Source organism: Hymenobacter bucti (genome assembly GCF_042681145.1).
Classification (GTDB): domain Bacteria; phylum Bacteroidota; class Bacteroidia; order Cytophagales; family Hymenobacteraceae; genus Hymenobacter; species Hymenobacter bucti.
Genome location: NZ_JBHUFD010000001.1, coordinates 1,413,639 through 1,427,460, shown reverse-complemented (window position 1 = coordinate 1,427,460; position 13,822 = coordinate 1,413,639). Strand labels below are relative to the sequence as shown.

Sequence of the window (13,822 nt, the reverse complement as noted above, 5' to 3'; positions counted from 1 at the left end):
TTTACGAATAGCGTGCCCAGTCTATTTGCTGGCCGCCGCGTACTCGCGGTAAAACTCGGGGATGGTTTCGATGCCTTTCAGGAAATTGAAGACGCCGAAATGCTCGTTGGGCGAGTGGATGGCGTCGGAATCGAGGCCAAAGCCGAGCAGCACCGAGTCGAGGCCCAGCTCGCTTTTAAACATGGCCACGATGGGGATGGAACCGCCGCCCCGCGTGGGCACCGGCTTCTTGCCAAACGTGGTTTCCAGGGCCCGGGCCGCGGCGCGGTAGGCCACTGAGTCGGTCGGCGTCACGATGGGTTCGCCACCATGGTGGGGCGTCACCTTCACCGTGATGCCGGCCGGGGCAATGCTTTCGAAGTGCTTCTGGAACAAGGCCGTAATCTCGTCGCTCGTTTGGTGGGGCACCAGGCGCATCGATATTTTGGCGTAAGCCTTGCTGGCAATCACGGTCTTGGCGCCCTCGCCAGTGTAGCCGCCCCAGATGCCGTTGACATCGAGCGTGGGCCGGATGCTGGTGCGCTCGGGCGTGGTGTAGCCAGCCTCGCCCGTGGCAGCGGGCAAACCAATGCTCTGCTCAAACTCCGCTTCGGAGAAAGGCGCCTGGGCCAGCTCGGCGCGTTCGGCAGTGCTCAGCTCGGCCACGTTGTCGTAGAAGCCGGGGATGGTGACGTGCCGGTTTTCGTCGTGCAGACTGCTTATCATGTCGCAGAGCGCGTTGATGGGGTTCATCACGGCGCCGCCGTAGAGGCCCGAGTGCAGGTCGCGGTTGGGGCCGGTTACTTCTACCTCGTGGTAGCTGAGGCCGCGCAAACCCACCTCGATACTGGGCACGTCGTTGGCCAGAATACCGGTATCGGAGATGAGAATAACGTCGGCTTGGAGCTTCTCTTTGTTGGCCTTCACGAACAGACCTAGGTTATCGGAGCCGATTTCTTCCTCGCCCTCAAACATGAATTTGATGTTGCAGGGGGCACCTAGGCCGCCGTCGCGCAGCATCATTTCGAGGGCCTTTACGTGCATGTACACCTGGCCTTTATCGTCGCAGGCGCCGCGGGCGTAGATTTTTTCGTCCTTAATAACCGGCTCAAACGGCGGCGAAGTCCACAGTTCGTAGGGGTCAGCGGGCTGCACATCGTAGTGGCCGTACACCAGCACGGTGGGCCGGTCGGGGCCGGCCATGTACTCGCCGTACACGATGGGGTTACCGGCCGTTGGGCATATCTCGACCAGCGTAGCGCCGGCCGCCTGTAGTTTATCCTTGATAAAGTCGGCGGCACGCAGCACGTCGCCGTGAAACTTTGGGTCGGCCGATACCGATGGAATACGCAGCCAGTCTATTAGCTCTTCGAGAAAACGGTTTTGGTGTTGCGTTAAGTAAGCTGGTATAGCCATTCTAGATGTAAGAAATAATTGCTAGAACAAAAGTAAGTACCTAGCCGCTAGCCCTGCCTTAGCAGCCTACTTTGGAACTGAGTTAAGTACTACTTACTCCATGAATCAGCCAGAATACTCGTCGAATAGCTCAAAATTTAGTATGAAATCATTTCAAGCGATGACTATTCCCATCATTTTTGAGCGGTGCACGGTTAGGACTGGCAAGCCAGGGCACTGGGGAAGCCTCGCTTTGCCTGCGGGTTTTCAGCGTTTGCCCCAAAGCGGCACGCGGCTTTCGGTACCCGCCCGCAGCCGGCCGATGTTGGCGCGGTGCGTGTAGATGAGCATGGCCGCCAGCAGAAAACCAAACCAGATTTGCAATGAGCTAGCGGGCCGGAAGGCCGGCAGCAATTGCAAAAATGCAAAGGCCACCCCCGCCGACATCGACGATAGCGACACGTAGCGCGTGGTGCCCAGCACCGCCAAAAACACCAGCAGCGCCACGCCCACCGTGGGTGGCGCGATGGCCAGCATCATCCCCAGGATGGTGGCCACGCCCTTGCCGCCCCGGAACTGCGCCAGCACCGGGTAGATGTGGCCCACCACGGCCAAAATACCGCAGGCCAGCCGAAAGTAAAACAAATTACCAGGCGCAATGGCCTGCTGCGCCAGCAGCCAGTTGGGCAGAAAGTAGGCGGCCGCAAAGCCTTTAAACGCATCGAAGAGCAGCACGAAAGTGCCCGCTTTCTTGCCCAGCACCCGAAAAGTATTGGTGGCGCCCGCATTGCCCGAGCCGTGCTCCCGGATGTCGGCCAGCTGGAAAAACCAGCGCCCCACCCACAGGGCCGTCGGGATGGAACCTAGGAGGTAGGCGGCCAGCAGCGCGCTCAGTATGTACAGCATCGGAAGAATAGTATGAAAACAAAAGTACCCCGAAGTGACCTTCGGGGTACTTGCCTTACGAATCGCCGAAGGGGTCGTCGTCCGCCTTTTTCTTTTTCTTCGACTTTTTGCCGGGGTCCACGGTTGGGTCAGCGGCGGGGTCGGTGGGGGCAGCTTCCTGGTCCTTCTTCCGGTCCTTCTTCTTCTTGACCGGCTCTTCGGTCAGGGCGGCGGCGGGGTCGGGGGCAGGAGTTGCTTCTTGTTCCTTCTTAGCCTCCTTCGCTGGCTCGGCGGCTGGCGCAGCCGGGTCAGGGGCTGGCTCGGCGGCTTTCTCTTCCTCCTTCTTTTTAACTGGCTCAGGGGCCGGGGCGGCGGGGTCGGGGGCTGGTTCGGGGGCTTTCTCCTCCTCCTTTTTAGCCGGCTCGGCAGCTGGCGCAGCCGGGTCAGGGGCTGGTTCGGCGGCTTTCTCCTTCTTCTTTTTAACCGGCTCAGCGGCGGGCGGCGGAGCTATTTCGCTTTCGCCAAAGGGGTCGTTGTCCTTGGCCTTCCTTTTCTTTTTGGTGGGCTCGGGGGCTGGCTCAGGCGTAGCCGCATCGCTGGGTGCGGCTTCGGAAGCGTCGGCCTTTTTCTTCTTCGACTTCTTGACGGGCTCGGCGGCCGGGTCGGCGGCGGGCGTGATTTCGCCGTCGCCGAAGGGGTCGTTGGCCTTCTTCTTTTTCTTCTTGCCCGTGTCCACACCAATGTTTTCGGTGCTGCTGGCCGGGGCGGCGGGGCGCGCCGCTAGCTTGCCCGACTTACCTAGGTAGTCGCGCTCGAAGTGCGCGCGAAACTGGTCTACGTCGCTGTAGTCGCCCAGGAAAACGCCGTATTCCGTAGCCGTGTTGGGGTCGCCCTTGGCCTTGCCGCCAATATCACCATCGAAGCTTTCGCTCGATGATTTGGCCAGCACGATGTTGTTGGCGTAGCGCAGGTAATACCACGTCTGGGGCTCGGCCTCGATATAAATCTCTACCTGGTCGGTCGAGTTGTCGCGCTTAATCTCCACGTAGCCATCGACCAGCGCGTTCAACGACTGCTTGCCCACGCCCGCTAGGCCGATTTTGCCCACCGAGTGCCACGCTTTTTGCTTGGGGTTCCAGCGCAGGTTCACCTTGCTTAGCACCAGCGTGTGCACCAGCTTGGGCGAGATGGCTGCCAGCTGCGGCGCCGCCACGCCCGGCCGGCGGTTGGCGTACAGCTCGGCGCCCTTGTTGCCCGCAAACTGCGCCACTTTATACAGCTCGTTGCTGGAGCCATCGAGGGCCTCGGGCGAGTTTTTGGTTACCTGGCCGAGGTTGGCACCCATTGTCTCGATAGCCTTACTGGACATATTCACGTCGATGCCCAGCAACGCATCTACCTGGTAGCGGGCGCTGTCGGGGTTAGCCTGCCCTACCCCACTGGCCGAGATGCTGTAGTTCTTGGTGTTGGTAATGAAGCTCATCGGGCCGCGGAAACTCACCTGGTTGTTCGTTTCCTTGTAGACTAGCACGGCGCCTTCATACTGGTTGGCGTCGGCGAGGTCATGCTTTGTGATGGTGTACTCGCCGGCCTTGGCATCGTAGTGCAGCTTGCCGTCTACTTCGAGCAGCGGCACGTCGGCGGGCGTCACTTTGGGCGCGGCGTAGAGCGGATAAATGCGGTTGTCGGCGTCGGACAGGAACAGGCCGGTTACCAGCTCGGTACCGTCCTCGGCCTTGGGCTTGGTCAGCGTCAGCACCACGTTCTTGGGGTCGATGCTGTCCTGCACCGCAAACCACTCGGCCGCATTTTTGAGCTTGCTGAATTGCAGCTGCACCTGGCCATCGAAGATGAGGCCGCGCTTCTGCGAGTTCAGGTTGATGCTGCCGCGGTAGCCGATGCTGGGCGCCAGCTGAAATTTCTGGTTGGCTTCTACGCTGGCCGTAGCCGTAGTAGCCAAGCTGGGCGGCACGGTATTTTCGTCGGTAGCGGCGCGCTTACGCAGGCTAAAGCGCTTCTTGCTCGGCCCTGCCACTAGGGCCGACGAGTCGGACTGAAAGTTGGTGAATTTCAGCGCCAGCGAGTCGCCGGTCACGGTGCGGAAGTTGTACTTGGCATCGCCACTAAACGCATCGCGCGAGGCCACCGTGATGTTGCCGCCCGTCAGCTTGTGAAACTTACCTAGGGAGTCGAGCAGCACCGTGGCCCGGCGCAGGGTCTGGAGCTTGCCGCTGCCCGCCACGGCCACCCGGCCCGAATCAGGGATAATCCAGGCATCGGCGGCGGCGATGTAAGGCACGCCCTTTGCTTCGAGCTGGTACTTGGTCAGGTCGTAGGAGGCCGAAGTGGCTTTGAATTTCAGGTTGTGCTGCTCGGGCTTGGTCGAGACGAAGTACGCGCGGCCAGCTTCGGCCGGGGTTGCCTTCAGCGACACGCGCTTTTTCTTGAAGTCCCAGCGCCCACTACTGAGGCTGGTGCGGAAGCTCGAGTACGGCAGGTCGATGCTAGCCGTGCTGTTTTCCTGGCGGGTAAACTCCGCATAGCTATTCTTGAGGTCGTAGGTAAAGTCTACGTCGTTGGCCGTGAGCGCGGGCTTGCCGGCCTGGGCCGATTTCACGCTCAGCACCGCCTTCTTGCCCGAATACGAGTCGTTCTTAAAAGTCAGGTCGCCCGAGCGCACGTAGCTCTGCGGCCCATCGAGGCGGCCGGCGCCACCTAGGCCCTTGGGCGTCAGTAGCATGGCACCCTTAAAGGTGTGGTCGGCGTACATTTTCACCGGCGCGCCCTCCTTGGGCGTTAGCAGGTGCAAGGAGTCCGACTTGGCATTCCAACTAATAAAGTAGCCGGGCGGCATGGTCACCTTCGGAAAGTTGGGGCCGGCCGCAATGGCGCCCGCCTTGCCCTCACCGGTGAGCGAATCGCCGTAGAGCACAAACCGGTCGCTCTGCATCGTGGCCCCTAGGTAGGTCACGGTGCCGTTCGACTGCAAGCCCTGGGCATTGAGGTGCACCTTGGCCCCGCCCGACAGGCGCCCCTTGCCCCCATACATGGCGTAGCCCCCAGGGGGCACCACGTGCACAAAACCCAGTGAACCATCCTCTTGTGTGGTTAGCGCGGTCTTGATTGTCGGTAGTGCCTTGCTGTGGAACATGCCCACGAAACCCGCCCGCGACTTGCTGGTGCCCATCGAGTCGAACTTGAAGGGCGGCACGTCAAAGTAGGTGGTCGAGTCGTAAGCGCCACCCAACACGTCGGGCTTATTGAAGTACACGTAGGCGCCCGAGGTCGAGTTGAACGACGGGAAATTAGCCAGCCTCTTGCGGCCCGAACGGTTCTTGGGGTCATTCAGGAAGAGGCGGCCGCTCTGGGAGTTGCCCTTGTTGGTGAGCGTAAAATCGCTGGGCCGGCGCTCGTTACCGGTCGCTTTTTTCGTTGATTTGCTGCGGATGGTCAGCGAGTCGATGTGGGGCATATCGATGTAATACCCATCGTAGTCAAACTGAAAATCGCGGCCCTTAAAACGGTAAGCCGACGCGATAACGCGGCCGTTGAACTTGATGGTCCGGTTGCGCCCCAGACGTACTAGGCCGCTGTCAGGCCGAACGACCACCGCGGCCGAGTCTTCAGAAAAGCTGAACTGTTCAACCCCGCGCACCAGCAGCTGGTCCGAGGCCAGATTGAGCGTAGCCGAGCGGCCCGAACCGGTCAAGGATTTAATCGCAATGTGGTCGAAATCCTTCTTGTCGCGCGCCGCCCCCACGTAGTGGCGGCCCTTGGGCAAGATGGTCACCACGCCATTTTGGGGCTGCACGTCTACGTAGCCATCGCGGGCCAGCGCCGTCACGGCCGAGCGCAGGTTTTCTTCCGGAATCTTCACCTCGTCGGCCACCTCGCGCACCGACATGGTCATGGTTTTGCCGTGGTTCTGGCTGTAGCCCAGCAGCATCTGCAACGGGTGCAGATGGTTGATGCTCTTGAGCTGCTGGTAGCGCGTGTTGGAGAAGAAATTCTTACTTTCAAAATCAGCCGACACCTGCTTGGGCGAGGTGAAAATGCTGAAGTCGATTTTGGGCTCGCGCAGATTCCAGACCAGCATTTCGGCCCGCACGTCTACCTCGTGGTACGAGTCGGAATACGGCGTTTTGCGGTACGTGCCCTGTTCCTGCAACAATTGCAGTTTCTGCTTGGCTTTCAAATACTTCAGCTCCACACCGGGGTGCGTAATCGAGTCGTGGTCGCTCTCGTAGAGCGCCACCGCCGCCCGGCTGGCCGTAATAATAGAATCGCCGAGCACGTAGCTGCGCGAGGCCGCCTGGAAGCGCTGCTTCCCATCCTGGCTCACCCGGATGGTAGCCATCGAGCCATCGAGCGCCGCCGACAGCAGCCGCGCCCCCGAGATAGAAATGCCGCCCTGGTACTTGATGCCCTCGCCCATATTCTTGAGGCGGGCATCGTTGGTGAGCGAAATAAACCTAGGGTAACCCGTGTCGCCCGTGGCGGGCTTGCGGCGGAAGCTTTTGTAGCTCAGCGCCCCTTTCACGGGTCCTTCGAGTAGATAAGGGTAGGTCAGCGTCACGGGCTGGGCCGTGAACTCAGCTTTGCCCAGGTCAAAATCAAACGGCCCTAGGTCGGCCGTCACGGGGTTATTCTTGATAGTCCAGGCCACCTGACCACCCGTGGCCACAAAGCGCGAGCTAAGCGGAGCGGCCGTGCCGCTCACTTTACGCAGCACAATGGAGTCGCCCGCCGTGCCCATCACGATATCGGCATCCTTGATTTCGATAACCGGGCCGCTCACTGCGGGCGGATAATACGTCTCGCTGGCCGCGCTGGCTGAGGGCGTAAAAGGCAGGGTCGGCTGGTCAAAATCAGAGTTTTTGGCCACTGGCGCCGCAGGCGTGGGCTTGGCCGCCGGCGCTTTGGCGGGGGTAGCTTTAGCTACCGCTTTGGCCGGTGCTTTCTTCTTCACGGGCGTGCCCCAGCCATCATCAGCCGCGCCCCAGCCGTCGTTGGCGGCCGCTTTTTTCTTCGTGGGCGTGCCCCAACCGTCATTGGCCGAGCCCCAACCATCGTTCTTCTTGCTACTTGAAGACGACGACCACATATCGGCCGTGTCCCAGCCATCGCTAGCGCGCTTTTTCGGCGCCGGCTTAGGCTTGGCTTTAGCCACGGGCTTGACTGCGGCGGCTTTAGGGGCCGCGGGCTTGGCCACCGGCGCGGCGGGCGCCGCCGGGTCGAAGCTAGCCGTGGGGCTGGGCTCCGTAGCGGCATTTTTATGGGCAAAAGAAATCTGCCCGCCCACCACGCGCAGCGAGTTGAAGCCCGTGCGGTACAGGTACCCGCCGTTGAGCACCCGCGCCGTGGAAGTCAGAAATTTCTCCGTGTCAGGGTTGGTATCCCGCTCCAGCGACTGGCCCAGCACGTCCAGCAGCTGGTCTACTTGCCCGTCGCTGAGCTTCACCAAATTCTTGCCGCCTACCAGCGCACTGTAGAAAGTAACCAAGTGCGGCAGCGGCCGAAACTTCTTGTCCAGCATTTTCTGCGACAGCTCCGCAATGCGGCTCTGCTGGCTGCTGGTGAGCTGGTTGCTGCCCCACAGCAGGCGCAGCTTCTCGCCAATGGCCTGGGCCGCCGCGTTGTTGGTGGCCAGCAGCATGGTGCGCACATCCACGATAAACTGCGCCGGGTCGGGCGAGAGGTGACCGTTGTAGCGCGCGGCCACCACTACCTGGCTGGGCCGCACCGCGCCGGGCGCGCGCCCATCGGTGGGGGCGGGTGGCTTGGCGGCCGGTGCGGCCGGCTTGGTAGTTTGCGCCGGGGCCGGCAGCAAGTGCAAAAAACTGGTAAGAAATGCGGCGGCGAAAAGTCGCTTCATAAGGTCGGATAAAGGCACTAGCAATAAATAGAATGCCAGGCCTATACCGCCCGACGCCCTACAATTTTGTAAAAATAGCAGAAATCCAATTACGCAGCTCCCGATGGCGCTCGTAGCGCAGCCCTTGGCGGGTAGCCTCAGCCGTAATCTTGGCTAAATCTTCCTCATAAAACCCGCTGAATAAAATTGGTTTCCCGCTGGGCAGTAGCGCCGCGTAAGCGTGCATATCTTCCAGCAAAACGTTGCGGTTAATGTTAGCCAAAATGAGGTCAAACGGCGCTTCGCCGGCCAGCACTTCCACCCCGCCCAGGCGGCACTCGATGGTGCGGCAATTATTTTCGGCGGCGTTGTCGCGGGCGTTTTCTACCGTCCAGGGCTCCACATCCACGGCTAGCACCTGGCGGGCACCCAGCATCTCGGCCATGATGGCCAGGATGCCCGTGCCGCAACCCATATCCAGCACGCGCTTGCCGTGGTGGTCAATATCTAGCTGATTTTCAATCATGAGCGCCGTCGTCTCGTGGTGACCGGTGCCAAACGACATGCGGGGCATAATCTCCAAATCATACTCCACGCCCTCGGGCTTGGGATGGAAGGGCGCCCGCACCGACACCCGGTCAGCGATGATGAGCGGCTGGAAATTCTTCTCCCACTCGGCATTCCAGTTCTGCCGCGTGATAACCCGATGCGAGTAGCTCAGCTCGCCGATACCCTCGTAGCGGCTCATGATTTCGGCCACGTCGTCGGCATTAAATTGGCCTTCCTCGATGTAGCCGCAAAAACCCTCGTCGTTGTCTTCAAACGTGTCAAACCCGACTTCGCCCAGCTCGGCCACTAATATGTCAGCCAGCTCACGCGGGGCCAATACCCGCAACTCTATATAATCCATCTTCAGTTAACCTATGGGAAATGTACAAATTTTTAGCGCCTGGCTCCAGTTAGGTCTAGCCGGGCCACCTAGGCTGGCTATCGCCCGCGTTAGTTGGTTTTACACCCCGCAAACGACCGCACCTTGATGTAATGCACCGAAAACTCGGCTAGGTTGCGGTCGGTGGTCACAAACAGGTTGTAATCGGCAAACTGCCGGTTATCGGCCGGGTACCACAGGCCAGCCTTGTCGGCGAAGAGCTTATTATTCTCCTGATATACCAGCACATCGGCAAAGGCTTCTTCGGGCTCGACATACACCGTGGCAAAGCAGTTGTTGCGCAGGCGCGGGTCGGTTTCGAGGTAAATCGACCCGTAGATTTTGCAAAACTCGATGCTCCGGGCCGGCGCGGGCTGGGCGGGGTGCAGGGCGAGGAGGGCCGTGAGTAGGAAGGAGAAAAACATAGATACCAGGACCAGGCTGGGTGCTTAGTCACCCAAAAACAGGGACCTAGCAAAATACATGCTAGCACCACCGGCGCCCGGCACTCGGCGCTGCCCCCCGAACCGGGAACAACGCCGAGCACCGGGCGCCGGCCTGCTTATTTAGGTTAGAACGACTGCACAATCGTCGCGAAATCACGCGATTTCAGCGAGGCGCCGCCGATGAGGCCGCCGTCCACGTCGGGCTGGCTGAAGAGCTCGCGGGCATTCTGGGCATTGCACGAGCCGCCGTAGAGGATGGCGGTGTTGTTGGCCGCTTCGGCGTCGTAGGCGCTGGCCACTTGCTCGCGGATGAAGGCGTGCACGTCCTGCGCCTGCTGAGTGGTGGCCGTTTTGCCGGTACCGATGGCCCAGATGGGCTCGTAGGCAATCACGACTTTATCGAATTCTTCGTTGCTGAGGTGGAATAGGCCGTCCTTGAGCTGCTTAGCGATGTAGTCGAAAGTTTCTTCGGCCTCGCGGGTTTCCAGGCTTTCGCCCACGCAGAAAATGGGCCGCAAGCCGGCCCCTAGGGTGGCTTTAAGCTTCTGGCTCAGCAGCTCGTCGTCCTCGTGGAAATACTGGCGGCGCTCCGAGTGGCCCAGGATAACGTACTCGCAACCGATGGATTGCAGCAGCTTGGCCGATACTTCGCCGGTGTAGGCGCCGCTCTCCTTTTGGTGGCAGTTTTGGGCACCTAGGGCGATGTTACCCCCTTCGCCCAGCAGGCGGCCCACGGCGGGCAGCAGCGGAAAGGAGGGGCAAATAACCACCTGCGGAGCGTTGGCGCCGAGCTGCTCGTCATGCAGCATCTGCACAATTTCGGAAGTCAGGGCCTGCGCTTCGGGCAGGGTGAGATTCATTTTCCAGTTGCCGGCAACAAATTTTTGACGCATTGCGTGGAGCGAATTAAGTAAAACCAAGAGCGGCAAAAGTACGGGCAGCAGCCCGCACCGCCCCTACCCCGCCGCCAAACGCTCGGCGGGCCGCCGCCGCAGTAGGCCAGCCAGCACTGCCCCCACCACCAGCGCCACCGCCGCCCCTAGGGCCGTGGTAGCCAGCCCCGGCACGGCGGCGCGCTGCGCCACCCACGTGCCCACCAGGCCCCAAGCAATGGGCAGCGGCAGCCCGGCATCGCGCTTATTCCAGGCTAAGGCTACCCCTAGGCCGGCCGCTATTATGGTCAGCGCATAAGAGCCCGCCAGGCTCGCTTCGGCCGACCACTGCACGCCTACCGCATCGCGCAGCCCGAAAATAAAGTTGAGCACCGTCGCCAGCATTATCCAGCCCAGGTACCAGCTCAAAAACCAGGTCGGCCAGCCCGGCGCCTCGCCGGCCAATACTACCCGGCGGGCCCGGCCGTAAGCCACGGCCAGCAGCCCCAGAATGGCCAGCATCACGACCAAGCTCAGGCCAATGAGTTCGTAGCTGAAGACCAGCGTCCAGCTCATCGTGGCCAACACGGCCAGCGTTAGCACCGGCGTCACGCGCGCGGGCAGCGGCGTTTGCCAGGCCTGGGGGCGCAGCTGCCAGCCCGTGTACAGCACCAGGCCGCTGAAGATGACGCCCCAAATACTGAAGGCGTAGCCCGCGGGCGTCAGCAGCGTGGGGTGGCGCGCTGACATGGCCCCGTTGCTGAGGGCGCCGGCCGGCGGGTGGGCGTTGTAGAGATAGTTGACGTAGAGGCAGCCGGCCACGGCCACCGGCAGCAGCCAGCGCCAGAAGCGGCCGGGCGAAGCAGAAGTTTCCATGCCGGGGCATACGCAAAAAAGCGCGGGACCGTGGCCGGCCCCGCGCTTTCTGTACCGCGGACCCTGCGGGGTCCACGAGTGATTTGATATCCAATAGTTGCTTTTTACTCGCGGACCCGCAGGGTCCACGATACACTACACGTACAGGCCTTCTACCGAGAGGTAGCGCTCGCCCGTGTCGTAGCAGAAGGTGAGGACTTTACCGCCCTGGGGAACCTCGGCCAGCTTTTTGGCCACGGCCGCCAGCGAGGCGCCCGACGAGATACCGCACAAAATACCTTCTTCGGTAGCCATGCGGCGGGCCATTTCAAAAGATTCGTCGCGGCTCACCTGAATGACGCCATCCAGCAGGTCGCGGTGCAGGTTTTCGGGCACAAAGCCCGCGCCGATGCCCTGAATGGGGTGCGGCCCCGGCGCGCCGCCGCTGATAACGGGCGACAGTTCGGGCTCCACAGCGAAGGTTTTCATATTGGGAAACAGCGGCTTGAGCACTTCCGTTACGCCCGTGAGGTGACCACCCGTGCCCACGCCCGTGATGTGAAAGTCAAAGCCGCCCTCCGGCATATCGCGCAGCAGCTCCTGGGCCGTCGTTTCGATGTGCACCTTGATGTTGGCCGCGTTGGAGAACTGCATCGGCATCCAGGCGCCGGGCGTGTTGTCCACTATCTCCTGGGCTTTGGCAATGGCGCCCTTCATGCCTTGCTCGCGGGGCGTCAACTCTAGGTTAGCGCCGTAGGCCGTCATCAGGCGGCGGCGCTCGATGCTCATGCTCTCGGGCATTACCAGCGTGATTTTGTAGCCCTTCACGGCGGCCACCAGCGCCAGGCCCACGCCCGTGTTACCCGAAGTTGGCTCCACAATCGTACTGTCTTTGGTTAGAATCCCGTCTTTTTCGGCCTGCTCAATCATGCTCAGCGCAATACGGTCCTTGATGGAGCCGCCGGGGTTTTGGCGCTCCAGCTTCACCCACACTTCTACGTCGGGCCGCTCGGCGGCAAATAGCTTGTTGAGTTTGACCAACGGCGTGTTGCCGATAACGTCGAGAATGGAATTAGCTTTCATGTTGACAATGAATGGGTGAATTGGTGAAGGAGTGAGTTAGTGAATTAAGCGAATAGTTTGACCAAACCCTTCACTCATTCACCAACTCACTCCTTCACTCATCGAATTAAATAACAAACATCAGCTCGCCGGCCGGGTCGTCTTGGCGGGCCATGTGCAGCTGCGCCCGGTGGTACACCCGCGAGTGCGACGGCACGCTCTCCGTAAGCCACACGTTGCCGCCGATGATGCTGCGCGTGCCGATAACGGTGCTGCCCCCCAGGATGGTTGCGTTGGCATAAATGACCACGTGGTCCTCAATGGTGGGGTGGCGTTTGAGGCCCTGCAAGGTTTTGGTCACGCTGAGGGCCCCTAGGGTCACGCCCTGGTATATCTGCACGTGCGCCCCAATCTGGGCCGTTTCGCCAATAACGATGCCCGTGCCGTGGTCAATGCAAAACGCCGGGCCGATGCGGGCGCCGGGGTGAATGTCAACGCCGGTTTGGCGGTGCGCGTACTCGCTCAGCATTCGGGGCAGGCGCGGCACGCCCCGCAAATGCAGTGCGTGCGCCAGCCGGTGCATGGCCGTGGCGTAAAACCCGGGGTAAGAACTAATTACTTCGGCCAGGCCCTGCGCGGCGGGGTCGGCTGCTAGGGTGGCCGTGGCATCGCGCAGCAGGGCTTCGCGCAGCAGCGGCAGTTGGGCAAACAGCGTACCGGCCAGTTCGGCCGGGGTAGCGGTCAGGCCGGGTACCAAAGCCAGCAGCTCGGCTAATTCAGCTTGCAGCTGGTGCAGAGTGGCGGCAATAGCATCAGTATTGGCCAGCGGCCGGGTGGCCCGCTCCGGAAACAGCAGGGCCAGCACTTGCTCGGCTAGGGCACAAAAGGCCGGGCCGGGCAGGGCGGTGGGCACAGCCGCGTGGGCCTGCGCCAGGTGGGCAGCAAAACGTTCGGCGGCGGCAGTAGACACGGTAAAATCATGGGTGAGAAGACGCAGCAACCGGGCGGCAAGTATACATACCGGCCGCCACTTGGTTGGCATTTCAACCAGCGGTTCGCCCGAAGGTTTGCCCCCGCCGGCCACAACCGTAGCACCGGGCCCTGCGTTAGCGCAGCCGTTGCCGGGCCAAGTGGTCTGCCGCTATCCCGTCTTCTACACCCGAGGCATCCCCTCATCTTACGCTCTCTATGTCAACTACCAACATCAATGCCGCCAACGCTCCCGAAGGAGCCCACGGCGAAAAGAAACTGGCCGCCGGCCACCACGTAGCCCTGCGCCTCTGGGAAGACGAGCAGCCCGGCGAGCCCAAGCCCCTCAGCAACCGCCCCTACGAAACGGTAGGTTACGTGCTAAAAGGCCGCGCCGAACTGCACCTCGAAGGCCAGGTAATCGCGCTGGAGCCCGGCCTGTCGTACCTGGTGCCCCAGGGTGCCTCGCACACCTATAAAATTCTGGAAACCTTCTCGGCCATCGAAGCCACTTCGCCCCCGGCGGAGTAGACAAGGAGTGAATGAGAGAGGGGGGGGGGAGTGAATGACCACAGCG

The 13,822-nt window shown here is 61.3% G+C and carries 10 protein-coding genes; 1 reads left to right on the top strand and 9 read right to left on the bottom strand.

From position 1 onward, the window contains the following. Window positions 1–21: 21 nt before the first annotated feature. The 9 genes from ACFSDX_RS05840 to ACFSDX_RS05800 all read right to left on the bottom strand — a co-directional run bounded on the left by ACFSDX_RS05840 (window position 22) and on the right by ACFSDX_RS05800 (window position 13,246). Entirely contained in the window at window positions 22–1,395 is a 1,374-nt protein-coding gene (locus ACFSDX_RS05840; protein WP_382312268.1) for a dipeptidase, read from the bottom strand. A gap of 246 nt (window positions 1,396–1,641) precedes the next feature. After that, entirely contained in the window at window positions 1,642–2,280 is a 639-nt protein-coding gene (gene plsY / locus ACFSDX_RS05835) for a glycerol-3-phosphate 1-O-acyltransferase PlsY (protein ID WP_382312266.1), read from the bottom strand. A gap of 55 nt (window positions 2,281–2,335) precedes the next feature. Beyond that, window positions 2,336–8,134: a hypothetical protein gene (locus ACFSDX_RS05830; protein ID WP_382312265.1), complete on the bottom strand. Its 5,799-nt coding sequence runs from the start codon at window positions 8,132–8,134 to the stop codon at window positions 2,336–2,338. Between the two features lie 58 nt (window positions 8,135–8,192). Further along, on the bottom strand, window positions 8,193–9,023 hold the full coding sequence (gene prmA, locus ACFSDX_RS05825; protein WP_382312264.1) for a 50S ribosomal protein L11 methyltransferase: 831 nt from the start codon (window positions 9,021–9,023) through the stop codon (window positions 8,193–8,195). An 89-nt stretch (window positions 9,024–9,112) separates the two neighbouring features. Beyond that, complete coding sequence (locus ACFSDX_RS05820) at window positions 9,113–9,466, bottom strand: 7(1) septoil knot domain-containing protein (RefSeq protein WP_382312263.1); 354 nt, start codon at window positions 9,464–9,466, stop codon at window positions 9,113–9,115. Window positions 9,467–9,612: 146 nt separating this feature from the next. After that, on the bottom strand, window positions 9,613–10,380 hold the full coding sequence (tpiA, locus tag ACFSDX_RS05815) for a triose-phosphate isomerase (protein WP_382312262.1): 768 nt from the start codon (window positions 10,378–10,380) through the stop codon (window positions 9,613–9,615). A gap of 63 nt (window positions 10,381–10,443) precedes the next feature. Beyond that, window positions 10,444–11,235, bottom strand: coding sequence for a hypothetical protein (locus tag ACFSDX_RS05810; RefSeq protein WP_382312261.1), 792 nt, complete (start codon window positions 11,233–11,235; stop codon window positions 10,444–10,446). Window positions 11,236–11,370: 135 nt separating this feature from the next. Further along, window positions 11,371–12,297 carry a cysteine synthase A gene (gene cysK, locus ACFSDX_RS05805; protein ID WP_382312260.1) on the bottom strand — a complete coding sequence of 309 codons (927 nt, stop codon included), beginning with the start codon at window positions 12,295–12,297 and terminating at the stop codon, window positions 11,371–11,373. A 106-nt stretch (window positions 12,298–12,403) separates the two neighbouring features. Beyond that, entirely contained in the window at window positions 12,404–13,246 is an 843-nt protein-coding gene (locus tag ACFSDX_RS05800) for a serine O-acetyltransferase (protein WP_382312259.1), read from the bottom strand. A 218-nt stretch (window positions 13,247–13,464) separates the two neighbouring features. Here ACFSDX_RS05800 and ACFSDX_RS05795 point away from each other — a divergent pair, with 218 nt between their 5' ends. Further along, on the top strand, window positions 13,465–13,776 hold the full coding sequence (locus ACFSDX_RS05795; RefSeq protein WP_382312258.1) for a cupin domain-containing protein: 312 nt from the start codon (window positions 13,465–13,467) through the stop codon (window positions 13,774–13,776). Window positions 13,777–13,822: the final 46 nt, after the last annotated feature.